The 15,201-nt window shown below is 67.1% G+C and carries 15 protein-coding genes; 6 read left to right on the top strand and 9 right to left on the bottom strand.

Annotated elements, in window-relative coordinates:
* Nucleotides 1–19 precede the first annotated feature (19 nt).
* Complete coding sequence (locus ACIRJP_RS38175) at nt 20–631, top strand: TetR/AcrR family transcriptional regulator (protein ID WP_404184894.1); 612 nt, start codon at nt 20–22, stop codon at nt 629–631.
* Entirely contained in the window at nt 628–1,656 is a 1,029-nt protein-coding gene (locus tag ACIRJP_RS38170) for a DMT family transporter (RefSeq protein WP_404184891.1), read from the top strand. Before ACIRJP_RS38175 ends, ACIRJP_RS38170 begins: the two co-directional genes overlap by 4 nt.
* Here the strand turns inward: ACIRJP_RS38170 and ACIRJP_RS38165 are convergent.
* Complete coding sequence (locus ACIRJP_RS38165) at nt 1,613–3,154, bottom strand: CehA/McbA family metallohydrolase (RefSeq protein ID WP_404184888.1); 1,542 nt, start codon at nt 3,152–3,154, stop codon at nt 1,613–1,615. The two genes, ACIRJP_RS38170 and ACIRJP_RS38165, sit on opposite strands and share 44 nt — an antisense overlap.
* Before the next feature lie 247 nt (nt 3,155–3,401).
* Here ACIRJP_RS38165 and ACIRJP_RS38160 point away from each other — a divergent pair, with 247 nt between their 5' ends.
* The 4 genes from ACIRJP_RS38160 (at nt 3,402) to ACIRJP_RS38145 (ending at nt 7,813) form a co-directional block, all read left to right on the top strand.
* Complete coding sequence (locus ACIRJP_RS38160) at nt 3,402–4,247, top strand: LLM class F420-dependent oxidoreductase (RefSeq protein WP_404184885.1); 846 nt, start codon at nt 3,402–3,404, stop codon at nt 4,245–4,247.
* A 126-nt stretch (nt 4,248–4,373) separates the two neighbouring features.
* Nucleotides 4,374–5,855, top strand: a complete 1,482-nt coding sequence (locus ACIRJP_RS38155) for a peptidoglycan D,D-transpeptidase FtsI family protein (RefSeq protein WP_404184882.1) — start codon at nt 4,374–4,376, stop codon at nt 5,853–5,855.
* Nucleotides 5,856–6,084: 229 nt separating this feature from the next.
* Entirely contained in the window at nt 6,085–6,723 is a 639-nt protein-coding gene (locus ACIRJP_RS38150; RefSeq protein ID WP_404184879.1) for a hypothetical protein, read from the top strand.
* 349 nt (nt 6,724–7,072) lie between these two features.
* On the top strand, nt 7,073–7,813 hold the full coding sequence (locus tag ACIRJP_RS38145; protein WP_404184876.1) for a hypothetical protein: 741 nt from the start codon (nt 7,073–7,075) through the stop codon (nt 7,811–7,813).
* 22 nt (nt 7,814–7,835) lie between these two features.
* Here ACIRJP_RS38145 and ACIRJP_RS38140 read toward each other — a convergent pair whose 3' ends face one another.
* The 8 genes from ACIRJP_RS38140 to ACIRJP_RS38105 form a co-directional block, all read right to left on the bottom strand.
* The gene (locus ACIRJP_RS38140) at nt 7,836–8,483 is read right to left on the bottom strand and encodes an HAD family hydrolase (protein WP_404184873.1); all 648 of its coding nucleotides are present in this window, start codon (nt 8,481–8,483) and stop codon (nt 7,836–7,838) included.
* 117 nt (nt 8,484–8,600) lie between these two features.
* The gene (locus ACIRJP_RS38135; protein WP_404184869.1) at nt 8,601–9,017 is read right to left on the bottom strand and encodes an RNHCP domain-containing protein; all 417 of its coding nucleotides are present in this window, start codon (nt 9,015–9,017) and stop codon (nt 8,601–8,603) included.
* 39 nt (nt 9,018–9,056) lie between these two features.
* Entirely contained in the window at nt 9,057–9,458 is a 402-nt protein-coding gene (locus ACIRJP_RS38130; RefSeq protein ID WP_329816060.1) for an RNHCP domain-containing protein, read from the bottom strand.
* Nucleotides 9,459–9,846: 388 nt separating this feature from the next.
* On the bottom strand, nt 9,847–10,761 hold the full coding sequence (locus tag ACIRJP_RS38125) for a helix-turn-helix domain-containing protein (protein WP_404184864.1): 915 nt from the start codon (nt 10,759–10,761) through the stop codon (nt 9,847–9,849).
* Nucleotides 10,762–11,320: 559 nt separating this feature from the next.
* Nucleotides 11,321–12,064: an ABC transporter ATP-binding protein gene (locus ACIRJP_RS38120; protein ID WP_404184861.1), complete on the bottom strand. Its 744-nt coding sequence runs from the start codon at nt 12,062–12,064 to the stop codon at nt 11,321–11,323.
* Nucleotides 12,055–12,585: a hypothetical protein gene (locus ACIRJP_RS38115; protein ID WP_404184858.1), complete on the bottom strand. Its 531-nt coding sequence runs from the start codon at nt 12,583–12,585 to the stop codon at nt 12,055–12,057. Before ACIRJP_RS38115 ends, ACIRJP_RS38120 begins: the two co-directional genes overlap by 10 nt.
* 80 nt (nt 12,586–12,665) lie before the next feature.
* Nucleotides 12,666–13,988, bottom strand: a complete 1,323-nt coding sequence (locus tag ACIRJP_RS38110) for a hypothetical protein (RefSeq protein WP_404184855.1) — start codon at nt 13,986–13,988, stop codon at nt 12,666–12,668.
* Nucleotides 13,989–14,067: 79 nt separating this feature from the next.
* On the bottom strand, nt 14,068–14,481 hold the full coding sequence (locus ACIRJP_RS38105) for a hypothetical protein (protein WP_404184852.1): 414 nt from the start codon (nt 14,479–14,481) through the stop codon (nt 14,068–14,070).
* Nucleotides 14,482–15,201: the final 720 nt, after the last annotated feature.

Here is a 15,201-nt window from a genome sequence, read left to right as displayed (position 1 = left end):
TAATTAGGGGGTGGGTGGTATGGGCGAGGCGAAGCCCGAGCAGAAGCAGCCGGTGAAGCGGCGGCGCGGGGCGGCGCGCGGGCGGATCCTCGACGCCGCCGCGCGCCGGTTCTACGCGGACGGCGTGGCGGCGACGGGCATCGACACGATCACGGCCGAGGCCGGCGTCGCGAAGATGAGCCTCTACAACAACTTCGACTCCAAGGCCGACCTGGTCTGTGCCTACCTCCGGGCCAGGCACGAGGAGTGGCTCGACCTCTACCGGCGGCGCCTGGCCGACGCACAGGGCCCGGCGGAGGCCGTGCTGGCCGTCTTCGACGCCTACGCCGACCATGCCGATTTCGCCTACGAGCACGGCTTCCGGGGCTGCGGCCTGCTCAACGCGGCCGCCGAACTGCCCACCGGGCACGAGGGCCGGACCGTCGTCCGCCACCACAAGGAACAGGTCGAGGGCCTGCTCGCCGCCCACCTCCAGGAACTGCTGCCCGGCCGCGGCGAGCAGGCCCGGTCCGTGGCGGAGCACCTGGCTTTCCTGCTCGAAGGGGCCATCGTCCGCGCCGGCCTCGAAGGCGACGGCACGCGCATGCGGCGCGCCCGGGACCTGGCGGCATCCCTGGTGGGCGCCCTGTGACCGGGGCGGCCGGGCCCACCGCCGGACCTGGCCTCGGCACACTCGCGGTCCTGCTGGCCTCGGTGCTCTGGGGCACCACGGGCACCGCCGCGACCTTCGCGCCCGAGGTGGGCCCACTGGCGATCGGCGCGGCGGCGATGGGGCTGGGCGGTCTGCTCCAGGCACTGGTGGCCGGGCGCCGCATCGCCGGGGCCCACACGGAGCTGAGGGCGCGGTGGCGGATCGTGCTCGTCGGGGGAGCGGGCGTGGCGCTGTATCCGCTCGCCTTCTACACCTCCATGGATCTGGCCGGGGTCGCGGTCGGGACGGTCGTCTCCATCGGCTCGGCCCCGTTGGCATCGGCCCTGATCGAGCGGTTCGCGGACGGCCGGACCCTGTCCCGGCGATGGCTCGCGGGGGCCGCCCTGGGGCTGGCCGGCACGGTGCTGCTCTGTGCGGCCGAGGCCGCGCAGGCCGGTGCCGGAACGGGTACCGGCTCCGCCGGGCAGACCGTCGTCGGTGTGCTGCTCGGGCTGGTCGCGGGACTGACGTACGCCGTGTACGCGTGGGCGGCGCACCGCCTCATCGTCCGGGGCGTCACCTCGCGGGCGGCCATGGGTGCGGTGTTCGGCCTCGGCGGGCTGATGCTTCTGCCGGTACTGCTGGCCACCGGGGCGCCGCTGGTCGCCTCCTGGACGAACGCGGGCGTCGGGATCTACATGGCGCTGGTGCCGATGTTCACCGGGTACGTCCTGTTCGGCTACGGCCTGTCCCGGATCCCCGTCAGCACCGCGACGACCCTGTCCCTGCTGGAACCCGCCGTGGCGGCGGTCTTCGCGGTGCTGGTCGTGGGCGAACACCTGCCGGCCCTCGGCTGGACCGGCATCGCACTGGTCATCGCCTGCCTCGGCGTACTGACCTCCCCGTCCCGCCCGTCCCGCCCGTCCCGCCGTCTCCGTGCGGCGAAAGCGCCGGAGCCGGAGCCAGGCCGGGGGCGTGCGGTCACATGGGCCTCTGACGCCCCTCCAGGAACACCGGATTGGTGAGCGCCGCCATGGCCCCCGGCAGCCCTGGCACCGTCGCCGGATGCCGGACCTCGGCCCGTACGTAGGCCGCGTAGGCCGGAGTCGTACGCCATTCCACCGCCCCCGTGCCCGACCCGGGCAGCCCGGCCGTGAACAGCGTGCCCTGGTCGGTGACGAAGTGCGCGGTGCAGCCGGGTGCCCCGGTCACCTCCAGCCGCACGGTGACCGGGGTGTGGTCCCCGTCCACCCGCAGCCGTTCACCGATCCCCGCGTGCTGTCCGCGCCCGCCCGAGACGCCGAAGGAGAGCGTGACGGCGGAAGACTCCGCGATGTACGAGTGGCCGGCCCGGATGCCCGCCACGATCGCCTCGCGCGACAGCTCGTCGGCGAGGACGACGGTCTGCGGCAGCCCCACCACGTCCGGCTCCCGGTGCGCGTCGCTGTTGCCCATCGCTGCGACCCACGGCTTCGACCAACGGGCGGCGTCAACCAGGGAGTTGTCCCATTCGGCGAGGGCGATCTCGTCGTCCGGGGTGTACGCCCCGTTCCACACCTCCACCGCGTCCGCCTCGCCGAAGCCGAACTTCCAGTGGCAGCCGATGCAGGTGGCGTGCGGATGGGCGGGCACCACCAGACCGCCGGCCCGGCGCACGGCCTTCGCGTAGTGCCCGAACCGGTTGTCGCGGGCCCGGTAGCGCCAGTCCACGAACGTGCCCGGATCGGTGGCCACCGCGAGCACGTGCCCGTTGCGGGTGGTGATCTCCTCGCCGGTGAGGACGAGCAGGTCCTCGCCCCACAGCCCGCCCCACGCCCCGTGCGCGGAGTACGTGTTGTGCTCGCTGCTGTTGATGAAGTCGAGCCCGGCCGCGCGTGCGGCGGTGGCGATCTCGGCGGGGGAGCGCCTGCCGTCCGAGTGCACGGAGTGCAGATGGCAGTCGCCCCGGTACCAGGCCCGCCCGCGCCCCTTCGCGCGCTCCGGCGGATACACAGGCGCCGGCGTGGATCCGGCGGGCCCGAACCGCAGGGTGACCGTCACCTCGTACGGCAGCCCCTCGGGTGCCACGGTGTAGGGGCCGAGCGCGATGTGCCACGTACCGGCCCGCACCGGCCCCGCGATGTAGCCGGGCGTCGCCTCGTCCGCCCGGATGAAGAAGCTTCCGCGCGCCCCGCCGGACCACCCCCGGAACCCGCGGCCGCCGAGTTCGGTGCCGTGTTCGTCGAAGATGCCGATGTCGAGGGCGTTGCCCTGCGTCCCGGCCGGTACGGGGGTTTTCTCGTACGTGTAGGAGACGGCGATCTCCTGTACTCCGCGCGGTACTTCGACCGGCAGGTACACGAAGTCCGGCGATCCGGTCGGCAGGGTGCCGCGCACGGTCCTGGTGTCCTCGTTGCCTTCGTTCGAGGCGGTGGTGGCGTCGGCGAAGCTCACAGTGCCCAACGTTAGAGCGGTGGCGGCCGTACCGACGAGAAGGCCGCGCCTGGCCATCGGGTGGCCGTGAGCGGAGTGCGATCCGGACATGAGAGGGGCTCCCCGGGTGTCGTGGGTGTCGCGGCTGGCGAGGAATGACACGCTCCTGACACCCTGGCGGCCGGCGGTGAACCACGGAAGAACGCCGGTGGACCTGACCGGACCGGCCCACCGACTCCTCGCCTTCCGTCCCTTCCCGAAGCAGGGAAGCCCGGAAGTCCGGAAGCTCGGCTTTCCCCACCGCACGGCTTACGTTGGGTTCTCGTCCCTCACCGGATCACGACGGAGGTGTCCTCACATGCGGATCGCCACAACGATCTTCCTCACCGATGAGACGATCACGCCGCTGCGGCTCGCCCGCGAACTCGAACAGCGCGGTTTCGGCGGGCTCTACCTGCCCGAGCACACCCATATCCCGGTGAGCAGGGACACCCCCTACCCGGCGGGTGGCGAACTCCCGCCCGAGTACGGCCGCACCCTCGACCCCTTCGTCGCCCTCGCCCAGGCCGCCGCCGTCACCGAACGCCTGACTCTGGGCACCGGCATCACGCTCGTCGCCCAGCACGACCCGATCGACCTGGCCAAGCAGATCGCCACCCTCGACCACCTCTCCGGCGGCCGTTTCACCCTGGGGGTCGGCTACGGCTGGAACGTCGAGGAGGCCGCCGACCACGGCGTCGACTGGCCGTCCCGCCGCGACCTGGTCCGCGACCGGATGGCCCAGATGCGCGCCCTGTGGGCGGACGAACCGACCGCGTACAAGGGCGAGTTCGGCTCGGTCCGGGCCAGCCACGCGTACCCGAAACCGGTCCAGGAGCCGCGCGGTCCGGTGAACGGCCCCCGCACCCTGATCGGCGGCGCGGCCGGCCCGAAGCTGTTCGCCCACATCGCCGAGTACGCCGACGGCTGGCTCCCCATCGGCGGCCGGGGTTTGACCGAGTCCGTCCCGAAGCTCCGCGCGGCCTGGGACGCGGCGGGCCGCGACCCCAAGCACCTCCAGATCGTCCCGTACGCCGTCCTCCCGAGCGCGGGCAAGCTGGCGCACTACGCGGACCTGGGCATCGAGGAGATCGTCCTGCAACTGCCCCCGGCGGGCGAGCCGGAAGTGCTGCGGGCGCTAGACGCCTACGCCCAGTACCTCTGAAACTCTGAACCTCCGCACCCCCGGATGGTTGCGGGCGCAACCATCCGCCCGGAATCAGCATCTTTACGAGTTAGGACAGAATCGCTGGTGAGCACGTGAGCAGATGAGTTACGGGAGTGGATCAGGATGAACAGGCCGCTGCGGCGCATAGCCATATTCTGCGGACTGCTGGTGATGGCACTGCTGCTGCGGGCGAACTGGCTCCAGTACTTCCAGAGCGAGCCCCTGGCCACTCATGAGAAGAACCGCCGGGTCAAGATCACCCAGTTCGCCACCCCGCGCGGCGACATCGTCGTGGGCAGCGACGCGATCACCGGTTCCAAGGCGGTCGACGGAACGGACTTCAAGTACAAGCGGACCTTCAAGCAGGGCCCGATGTACGCCCCCGTCACCGGATACGCCTCCCAGTCGCAGGGCATGTCCCTCCTGGAGAAGACGTACGACAGCATCCTCAGCGGCCAGGACGACCGCTTCGCCTTCCGGCACGCCAAGGACGTCATCACCGGCGAGCCGCGGCGCGGCGGCGATGTGATCACCACGATCGACCCGAAGGCGCAGAAGGCCGGCTACAAGGGGCTGACCGACCTCGGCGCGCGCGGCGCGGTCGTCGCGCTGGAACCGGAGACCGGGAAGGTCCTGGCCCTGGTCTCCACACCCTCGTACGACCCGTCCGGCTTCGCCGGGAACTCGTTCAAGGAGGGGGACAAGTTCCAGGCGCTCGTGAAGGACAAGAGCAAGCCGCTGGCCAACCGCCCGCTGCGGGAGACCTTCCCGCCCGGCTCGACGTTCAAGATCCTCACGGCGGCCGCGGCCCTGGAGAACGGCGTGGTCACCGATGTCGACGCCCGGTCCGACGCGGTCTCCCCGTACCCCCTGCCGCTCTCCAGGAACAAGATCGGCAGCGAGGCGGGCGACGCGGTGTGCAACAAGGCGTCCATGAAGACCGCGATGCAGTACTCCTGCAACAACGTCTTCCTCGACGCGGCGTCCAAGGTCGGCGCCGAGAAGATGCGGGAGACCGCGGAGAAGTTCGGCTTCAACGCCGATGTCTACTCCGACGAGTTCGGCGACATGCTCGCCACCAAGAGCCTCTACCCGAGCGAGCTCGACAAGCCCGGGACCGCGCTGACGGGCATGGGGCAGGGCAGCCTCACCAGCACGCCCATGCAGATGGCGATGGTGACGGCCGCGCTCGCCAACGACGGCAAGCTGATGCAGCCGTACATCGTGGACGAACTGCGTGGCCCCGACCTGTCGGTCCTGGAGAAGAACGAGCCGAAGCTCAAGAGCCAGGCCGTTTCCGAGGAGACGGCGAAGAAGGTCCAGGAAATGATGGAGTTCACCGCCAAGGAGGGCAGCGCGCAGCGCGCCCTGATCGACGGCGTCACGGTCGGCGGCAAGACCGGCACGGCGCAGCGCGGTGTGAATGTGAACGACGAGGTGCCGTACGGCTGGTTCGTCTCGTACGGCAAGTCCGGCGGGAAGTCGGTGGCGGTCGCGGTGTTCATCGACCCGACGGCCATGGACATCTCCCGGTCCGACATCTCCGGTGGCCGGCTGGGTGCGCCGATCGCGAAGAGCGTGATGAAGGCGGTGCTGGGCAAGTAGCCCGCGCCCGGACGTCAGCGGACGTCAGCGGGCGACACCGGACGTCAGCGGGCGACACCGGACGTCAGTGGAGCATCAGCGGGATTGGTCATCATGGGGCCCGCCGCGATCGTCGGCCCCCGTGGGCCGACGATCGCTGGGGCGTGGTCGCGAGGAAACTTCATGGCACCCCCCGCCACGAATGCTTCGCATGCGCGCCGTTCGGAATGTGACATTCAGAGAGGGAACGTTGAGAGCAAAGATCGCCAAAATCGCGGCGGCCGCATTACTGGCCGTCGGCTCCGCCGCCGTGATCGTCGCCACCGCCTCCGCCTCGGAGGACACCGACATCCCCGTCCCGGCGTCGAGCGCTTCAGGGCAACCGGAGGACCCCGCCCCCAGCCTGACCGAGTCGCCCCGTTCCACTCTCGCCCCGGAACCCAGTGGGACGATGCCGCCCCCGGAGCCGGGCCAGACAACGATGCCGCCCCCGGAGCCGGGCCAGACGACGACGCCGCCCCCAGATCAGGGCAAGGTGACACCCCCGGAGCCGGGCCGGACATCGGGGCCGCCCGCAGAGCCGCCGTCGAGCGGCTACCACGGAGACGCGACGTACTACCAGGCCGGACTGACGGCGTGCGGCATCGTGGTCACGGACAGTGATTTCGCTGTTGCGCTCGACTCCAGCATGTTCGAATCCGGATACCCGTCTCCCTCCTGCGGGAAGCAGGTCGAGATCACGCACAACGGAAAGTCCATAACCGCGACGGTCGTTGACCAGAGCCCGGGTGCGGGCAGGTATGGCCTCGATCTGACGCCGGGCGCATACAGTGCGCTCGCCTCCCTCGACCAGAGTTCGATCGACATCACCTGGCGTTTCGTGAAGTAGCCGGCTCACCCTTGAGCAGAGGTTTGCGGAAGTGCCGCGAGGCGGGACCCGGCCGACCGGGTCCCGCCTCGTGAATTTCGGGGGCCCGTCGCCGCACTGTCCGGCTGGTCCGCGACCACTGGCACGCGGCCCGGGTCCGGAACGCTCAGCTACTGGACAGTGGCATCGGCATCGGCATCGGCATCGGCAACGGCAGCGGTATGGATATGCGTGGAATGCCTTCTTTGTACCCGACCGGTCCTGTGGCGTCACGCCCTGGGCTTGCCCGAAATGACAGGTATGGGGCCCGTCGGTACGTTCGCCGCAGGTTGGCCGTCCGGCCGACGTCTCTGAGACGGAGAGAAGTGACATGCCTTCGCGTACCTTCGCCGTGGCAGCCGCCGTAGTCGGCGCAGCGGCCCTTGCCACCGGCATCACCTATGCGACTGATGGATCCACCCAGGCCGAACCGGCCGCCGCGCGGGCCGAGCAGCCCGTCCACCGGGCCGCCCCACCCGCACAGGCCGCCCCTGCACCGGCCCCCCTCGGCAACGACAGCGGAAGCGGAAGCGGAACGGAGGGCAAGGCGGACGAGGGGAACAAGGCGGACCAGGGAGACCAGGGCGGCGACCGCGAGGGTGGCGACCGCGGCGGCTCCGACCGCGAGGGCTCCGACCGCGGCGGGCGCGACGACGAGGGCGGCGGCCGGGGCGGGTACGGCGACGAGGGCGGCGGCCGGGGCGGGTACGGCGACGAGGGCGGCGGCCGGGGCGGGTACGGCGACGAGGGCGGCGGCCGGGGCGGACGCGACCGCGGCTACGACCGGAAGGAGGAGAAGATCTTCTTCAACGAACGGGAGTACTCCGCCTATCCGGGGGGCTGCGTCCCCGCGGCCAGCGGCCTGGGATCGAGCAGCTTCAGCATCACCAACAACAGCCGGCACGCGGTCGAGGTCTTCCGGGGGTTCGCCTGTGACGGCGGTGCTCCGGTCGCCACGGTCGGCCCCTGGGGCAGCACCTACGGGGTCGTGACCCCCGACGTCCATGGCGGCGGGTTCATCCGCAACGGCGTCGCGGGCAGCTTCCGGGTGATCGGCCGCGACGAGTGGTGACGGCCTGAAGCCCCGCGAGTCATCAGCTCCCGGACAGCAGCGACGGCAACTTGCGCATGTCGTCGAAGACCACGGTGTCCGGACCTTCCAGCCAGTGCGCCGGAGTCAGTCCGCCCGCGAAGCCGAATGCCCGCATCCCGGCTGAACGGGCGGCCTGCACCCCGTACTTGCTGTCCTCGACGACCACACAGTCGGCGGGATCGACACCCATCCGCCGGGCCGCATGCAGAAAGAGATCGGGGGCGGGCTTTCCACGTGCGACCTCGGTGGCGCTGAAGATGCGTCCCTCGAAGTGCGCGTGGAGCCCGGTGTGGCCCAGGGTGTGGCGCATCTTCTCGTGGCTGCCGCTGGACGCCACGCAAGTGGGGAGCGTGAGGGCGGCCAGCGCTTCGTGGATGCCCTCCACCGCGACGAGTTCGGTCTCGACGGCATCGCGGTGGAGGTCCTCGAAGCGCTTCTGCCAGGCGGCGGAGGCGCCGGGCAGCCGGGCGTCGACCAGCTCGCCGATGGACTTGTTCGACCGCCCCACGAACTTCTCGACGACCTCCTCCGCCGTCAGCGGCCATCCCAGCTCGGCGCCCACCTGGACCTGGATGCGTACGGCGATCCGTTCGCTGTCGACGAGTACGCCGTCGCAGTCGAATATGACGAGTTCGGGAGCAGTGATCATCCGCTCAGGATAGGGACTTCGCCGGTCGGCGGAGACGCGAGCGGGGCGGGACGGACGCCGGGCGGGACCGGACGCCTCTGCCCGAGCCGGGTGGCTCGGGCAGAGGCGGCGTCCGCGTCACAGCATGAGCAGCGCCCGTGCGGGGACGAGAGTGTCCGACAGGGGGCGTACGGCCATGCGCATCAGAGCGAGGGCGTTGTCGTCCCCCGCGATGCGGTTGGCACTGAGCTCACCGCAGGTCAGGCACTCATGGATGAGTGTCCATTCCCCGTCCTGCCGGACGGACAGGCTGAGCGCCGTCATCCGCCCGCGGCAGTCGGCGGCCCGGTCGCCCGGAATCCGCAGATCGACGTGCAGGCTGGTCAGGCAGTGCGGGCAGTGGTTGCGATGGGTGGTGCCCGGGGCGGTCAGCGGTACGTCGAGCCGACAGCCGGCGCAACGGAACGCGTCGCCACGGGTGCCGCCCGGCCCGTGCAGGACGTCCTTCCGTCTCTGCGGGCGGTACGACGACCGCCGGGGTCCACGTCGTGGCATGGTGGGTCCTCCGTCCGTTCCTCGGTCGTTTCCGGCTGGTCACAGATCACCGAACGCTTCGAGCGGGAAGGGTGGTTGGGCCAGCGGGCGGACAGCCATCCGCATCAGGATCAGCTGGTTGTCGTCCCCGCAGACCGGGTTCGAGGTCAGCTCGTCGCAGCGGGTGCAGCGGTGGATGACCATCCAGTCACCGGTGCGGAGTACCGCGATGGAGATCGGGGTCATACGTGACCCGCAGTCGGACGGACCGCCCTCGACGTGGTCGAGGCAGTGCTTCGAGTGCAGGCAGCTGGGGCAGTGGTTGCGACGGCTGCCGTCGGGCGCGAGCGTGGCGATGGTCAGCCCGCACCACAGGCAGGTGAAGGTGTCGGTCCTCAGATAAGCGCTGGGGCCGTGATGGGAGGACTTGGTCGTACGGTGCTTGGGGTTGTCGGTGGACACCCGGGTTTCTCCTTGCCGAAGAGGATGAGCAATGCAGCAGGGAAGTACCGAGCGGCCCTCGGGGGCGGCGGCCGAAGAGGCATGAGGCGGCGGCCGGGGATCACGTACTGACGGAAAGGACGCGCGTACCGGTCAGGTCGTGCGGGTCAGTGCGATGCCGCGGGCGTGCGCGTGCACGTGGCTCCGGTCGCCCCGGCGCGGATGAAGGCGCGGCGAGGGAGGCTCGGAACTACTGGCCGGGGCATACATCAACTGCTTTCCAGGGCGAACGCCCATAGGTCACCGACGGTCGGCACCGTGGTGGAGGTGCGAGCACCGTAACAACGCACTCCCGCCGGATCCAGCGAATATCGGTGCGGACATGTGCGGGGTGGCCCGGGGGCAGTGATCATCCGCCCGGGACGGGGAACCGTGCGGGGGCGTCGTCGGCCGAGCAGCCGGGGCAGTTGCCCGGGGTGGCGGAGCGGAAGGCCCGGTCGCAGCGGTCGCAGTTCTGGAAGTGGACGGTGGGGTGATCCGGGGTCGGCGGGGGCGGGACGAGAGCGGTGAGCCGGTACCGGAGGAGCTTGGCGGGCCGCTTGAGGGGCTGGGGCAGGTCGTCGGTGAGGGCATGCCGGAGAGCGGCGGGCGTGGCACCCCGCTCGAACCAGGTCGCGGCGGCGGGGGCGAGCAGGACGACGTCCTTCTCGGTGAGCGTGATCGCGGCCGAGTGCCGGTGGAGATCGGTGAGCAGCGCGGTGGCGGCGCGGAGGTACTGAGGGAGCGGGTTGCGGGGCTGGGGGAGCGGCGGGGGCAGGGGTGTGGGCGTGGGCGTTGCGGCCTTGGGTGCGGGTGCGGGTGCGGGTGCGGGTGCGGGTGCAGGTGCGGGTGGCTGGTGGCGTGGCTTGGGCTTCGGAGCCGGGGCCATGGCAGGAGCCGGGTGCCGCTGCGGGGTGCCGTTCGGCTGGTTGTAGGAGCAAGTACGCGTGACGACACGGCCGTTGGGCAGCCGCTCGCGGGTGCGGCTCAGGTAGCCGTGCGCCTCCAGTTCGCGTAACGCGGCGGCGATACGGGCCTCGCTGTCGGGAAACCGCTCGGAAAGCGTCTTGATGCCGATCCGCGCCCCGGCGGGAAGCGACTGGATGTACGTCGAGAGCCCGATCGCGAGCAGCGAGAGCTCACGGTGCTGGGCGAGGTGGTTGCCGATGACGGTGAAGCGGCTGGTGTGCCGGGAGTTGATGTGCCTGACACCGGACGTCGGTGCGGCGCCACCGCGAACGGGAGACGGGGCGCGCGGGGGCGCGCTAACCTGCTGCGTATCCATCGGGAAGCCCTAACTTCCTTGGTGGTCAGGCCCTCGGGTGGGAGTTGCAGTCCCGGCCGGGGGCCGACGCATGTCTGGGGGTTGTCGCGGCGAGCATATGCCAGCGAATAGCCCCGAAACCTAGCCCAGTTGGCGAACCTCACCCGTGCGAGTGACGGGCGCCTGTGCGTGGCTGGGGGAAGGGTTGGGTTGGGGAAGTTCCTTCTTCCCAAAGCCTTTAAAAGCCTTTTTACGTCGAGGCCCGCCGCGCCGCGGTCACCCGGGTCGCGGTGCACCGGGTCGCGGCTGTCGCGACCCGGTGCGGGACCGGCCGAACGGGGGCTGACCTGGTGCGGTCAGCCCTGACGCGCGTACGTGACGAACGCGGACCAGGTGGCGGGAGGTCGAGGTGGGGGCTCCTGCCCGATGCCCATTGCTGGACGAATCCAAAGCGGGCAACTTCAGTGGAACGCGAAAAGGCCCACTGGCTCCGCCGGCAGACCGTCACGGGGAATCGAAGCCAAGAGCTGCCGTAATTCCTGGCAGGCGTTCTGACCCGCCAGGGATTGCGGGAAAGCCCTCACGCTTTTCCGCGCTCTCCCTCGCCCAGCGCGGTGTACGCAGCTTCCGCCCTCCTGCCGGAGGCGACATTTTCGGGTGCGTGCGACAGGAAATCTTCAGTACTTCCCGTGAACGTGATTCTTCCGGCATCCAGCAATGTCACGTGATCAGCTTCTTCAGCCAGATCGGACACGTCATGTGTGGAAATTAGTATATCCTTCTCGTCTGCCAAGGGGCGGATGAGACTCCGGAAGATCCTTCGTTGACGCGGGTCCATTCCAGCAGTGGGCTCATCAAGGAGCAGAATGCTGGCATCGTGCACCAGCGCGGATGCGACGCCAACTCGGCGCAGCTGTCCCCCGGAAAGACGTGCTGATTTTGTGTCTGCTTGCTCTTTGAGGTCTACCCGGGACAACGCGCTGATCGAAGAATCCCACGCGTCGCGTCGATTCATTCCTTTGAGCCATCCTACGTAGGCGACTTGCTCACGTGCAGTGAGTGCAGACATGGCAACAATTCGCTGCGGCATCCACGCCACCTTGCTGCGATAGGCTCGCTCGCGAGAAGAAATTTCGCCAAACTTGACGGTTCCCTCCCGTGGGTAAATTACAGACGCGGCAAGTTTGAGGAAGGTAGATTTTCCAGCCCCGTTGGGGCCCAGGAGAATGTTTGTCCCCTTGGGGAATTCGTAATTGAGGTTTTCTATCACGGGCTTGGACCAAGGTCGGTAGCCGTAAGTGCAATGACTCATAGTCAGTTCCATGCTTCTCCCGTCGTCTCGTTCGAGTGCGGTGGCCAGAAGATCTGAGCGGCAAGACCCGCTGAGAGCGCGATGGCTGCCGCTGCGGCAGCGTACGGATCGTTGGAACCCTCGGGAAGGATGGCCCAAAAATAGGATTGCTGAGAATTTTTGTACCCGAAAAATACAACGCAGAAGATCCATGCCACGGGCACCATGGCTGCTGGTCGTCCAACCACGCTGCGAGAGAGCAGCGTGAGGCCGATCAGGAAGGCCACGTTGCGCCCGACTGCGCTTACCGAGGGCGCATCCAGCGCTACGCTCATACCCAGCGCCGAGGCCGCTGCGATACCTGCAGATAGCAGAGACAGTCCTGCATCAAGAAGGGAAATATTCCGCAGGCCGCTCGCTTCTGGTGGAGACATGCGAGAATCCAGCGATTCCGTCAAAGCTGCACATAGCGGAATTGGGGCGATTAGCGTGAACAGAAAACTATTGCTTGCCCCGGAGAGTACGGAAGGCAAAGAGATCGTCTGCCCCTGCATGATTGCTATGATCAGAAGGTAGCAGATGAGCGCAGATGGCATAAGCGTGTGCGCGCGGCGACACTTGATCCACCACCACATCAATTTACTCCCGAGTCTTGCTTCGGGTCGCAAGCTCGCTTGCGCTCTTCCTTGTACCAATCCAGCTGGTCTGCAAAAGGCATCGTGTGGATTTCAGCTACGCGGTCCTTCTCCATGGATATGATTTCTTCGCGATTCCTGAAATTGCTCAGTTCCAAGTTCCGCTGGCGCAGGTAGCTATCTTTCTGCCCGACAATCTCTGCCGACCACAGCACGAGGCCTCGGGCCCGGATGCTGAAGGATGGCTTCCGGCAGGGAGGCTCAGTGGCTTTTTGAACAACCTGGAGTCGAGTGGTGCCATCGTGCTGGCTGGCGATCAAGGGAAGTTGCCAGTGCGAACGGGTGGAGGCAATCGGGTAGCGGCGGTTCGCCATGCTGTCGATCACGCTTCGGGGCGGATCGAAAACTATCCCAGCGCTCTCCAATTTCTTAAGGACATCTGCCACTTGGTCCTGCACTACAGCGACTTTAGTATCAGTGCCGGCGGGCAAACATACCTCCGGAGATTGTCCGGAGCATTTCATTGTGACGTTGCCGACTGACAGAGGTGGAACAGGACCCCAGTTTTTAGTCATAGAGTAGGGAGCCAGCAATCCAAAAATTGAAACGAAGCAAGCTAGGGCGGGAATGGAGAAGCGGGATAGCCTGCCGTGTGACGGAATGGAAAGTATCGCCACCCCGATAGCAAAGGAGCCGATGAAAAGGATATGAGGTGCGAGCGAGGAAATGCTTGCAGTTTCTGCGAACATCAGGTCCACGGGGAATTGGCCTGATATGTGGCGAATCCAGAATGGTTCGTAGGACCAAGAGGCTGAAACAAAGAAAAAGACGCCCACGGCAAGGATTGGAGCTGCAATGAGGCGTGATACGTACAGGCCTATTCCAAATCCCACTACGGAATGTGCTGCTGCTACGAACAAAGCCATTGCGAGCAAGGGAAGGATTCCGAAGGTTGGAGCCGTCTCCGTCATTGCCAGCGCCATCACAACGGGAACCACAAGCATTAGCCAGGCGAGGGCTACCGTTGGCACTAGAGCTTGGAAAGCGATCCCGATGCGGGAGCGCGATGGTGCGAGTTCCCAAACATGATTTGCTTTCAGTCTTCCACTTTCCCAGGCAGAGAGCGAGGAGGAGACCGCGTAAGAGAGCGCGTAGAACGACAACAGTACGGATGATGTGACGGATGGTGCGTACTTGGGTTGGTGGTCGGGAACCCTGTAGTCGATTGCGAAACTCTTGAAAAAATACAAGAGGATCAAGCCGATGGCTATGGGGAATGCCCAGAGCGTGCTGCTGGCGCGAAGCCGTCGGGTGAGGTTCATGAAGTCTTTCGATAGGTGGAGTATTTGTCTGCAGGGCGCCCGACCCTCGGGCGCCCTGCAGAAGTACTGAATATTTTGCTTAGTCAGCCTTGGTCGTATCTATGGCGACTACCCTTGCGGAAAGGCTATTCCCGAAATCGCTGCCATTTATGTACTTGATCTGGAAGAAGTGATCGCCGTAGGAAAGGCCAGTCCATTCTCCAGCGCTGATACTGTCTTCCCCCTTGAAGCAGTTGGTGAACACCTTGGTTCCCCATGATGTATCCGGCTGCAGGCTGCGTCTCCAGCGGAGGTCGACAGCGGTGCTTTCAGACATCGAAGAACTGCTGGTGTCGCAACCCTTGAATCTGACCTCGGAATAGGCCTCGTCTACCCATGTGTGCGACTGGAAGCCAGTTAGAACATCCCCCAGCTTGCTGGTCCAGTTGTAGGGCTGAACTATTCCGGAGTCGGTTGTCGCGCTCGCCTCCGCAGCGTTCGCTACCGGTGCCATTGCGAAACATGTGGCAGCAATGATTCCGCTTACCGAGCCGATTCGTAGACCTGCGAGTCTCGGGTTTGTGTGCATTAACCCTCCCCTGAGTGAACGTTTCTTCACCTTCCTATCACGACCCACCCGGAAGAGGGGGTGGGTTCAGGCCATTTATTTTTTCATGGGTGCATTAAAAGATGATTGTCCGGTGTTGATGTGTCATTTGAGACAAAGGGTGGCAGGGCGCCACGCGGAGCGTGATGAGACGCAGTCCGCATCCGTGCTCGGCGAACTCTTCCGGCGTTTGGGCGCCGTTTCGGTCGGGTCGCGGCGCCACCGGATCACGGCTGTCGCGATCCGGTGCAGGTAAGAGCTGTCCCGTAAGTGATGGTCAAGGCAGGTAGGGCATGACCGGCCCGGAGCCCGTTACAGCGAAGGTGCAGTGGCAGGATGACGGCTTCGACCATCTTGAGAGGCCATCCTCGTGCCCACGCCTGCCGACTGCCTCGCACTGGCGCATAACGAGAGAGACAGCTTTGTCCTGCAACGTCTCGCGCAGTGTCCTTACCCTTTCGTCTGGCAAGCCCTGGCCGCCAATCCCCACACTCCGCCCAAAGCCCTCCAGGAACTGAGCGCGGCCCGAGACTGAACCGCCCCGGTTTCAGTAGAGGCTCGATTTCATGAAAGGATCGAGTCATGGCACGGCCTTCCCGATACCCGCTTGAGCTCCGCCGTCGTGCG

Origin of the sequence: Streptomyces sp. NPDC102437, from assembly GCF_044765565.1 — a bacterium.
Lineage (GTDB): Bacteria > Actinomycetota > Actinomycetes > Streptomycetales > Streptomycetaceae > Streptomyces.
The sequence above is the reverse complement of the archived record's forward strand: the minus strand, read 5'-3'. Positions and strand labels throughout refer to the sequence as shown.

Coding starts and splice junctions, on each gene's coding strand:
- ACIRJP_RS38125 (WP_404184864.1), bottom strand. CDS start 10,761: ATGGATACGCAGCAGGTTAGCGCGCCCCCGCGCGCCCCGTCTCCCGTT.
- ACIRJP_RS38175 (WP_404184894.1), top strand. CDS start 20: ATGGGCGAGGCGAAGCCCGAGCAGAAGCAGCCGGTGAAGCGGCGGCGC.
- ACIRJP_RS38145 (WP_404184876.1), top strand. CDS start 7,073: ATGCCTTCGCGTACCTTCGCCGTGGCAGCCGCCGTAGTCGGCGCAGCG.
- ACIRJP_RS38155 (WP_404184882.1), top strand. CDS start 4,374: ATGAACAGGCCGCTGCGGCGCATAGCCATATTCTGCGGACTGCTGGTG.
- ACIRJP_RS38120 (WP_404184861.1), bottom strand. CDS start 12,064: ATGGAACTGACTATGAGTCATTGCACTTACGGCTACCGACCTTGGTCC.
- ACIRJP_RS38140 (WP_404184873.1), bottom strand. CDS start 8,483: ATGATCACTGCTCCCGAACTCGTCATATTCGACTGCGACGGCGTACTC.
- ACIRJP_RS38105 (WP_404184852.1), bottom strand. CDS start 14,481: ATGGCACCGGTAGCGAACGCTGCGGAGGCGAGCGCGACAACCGACTCC.
- ACIRJP_RS38110 (WP_404184855.1), bottom strand. CDS start 13,988: ATGAACCTCACCCGACGGCTTCGCGCCAGCAGCACGCTCTGGGCATTC.
- ACIRJP_RS38115 (WP_404184858.1), bottom strand. CDS start 12,585: ATGCAGGGGCAGACGATCTCTTTGCCTTCCGTACTCTCCGGGGCAAGC.
- ACIRJP_RS38160 (WP_404184885.1), top strand. CDS start 3,402: ATGCGGATCGCCACAACGATCTTCCTCACCGATGAGACGATCACGCCG.
- ACIRJP_RS38135 (WP_404184869.1), bottom strand. CDS start 9,017: ATGCCACGACGTGGACCCCGGCGGTCGTCGTACCGCCCGCAGAGACGG.
- ACIRJP_RS38165 (WP_404184888.1), bottom strand. CDS start 3,154: ATGTCCGGATCGCACTCCGCTCACGGCCACCCGATGGCCAGGCGCGGC.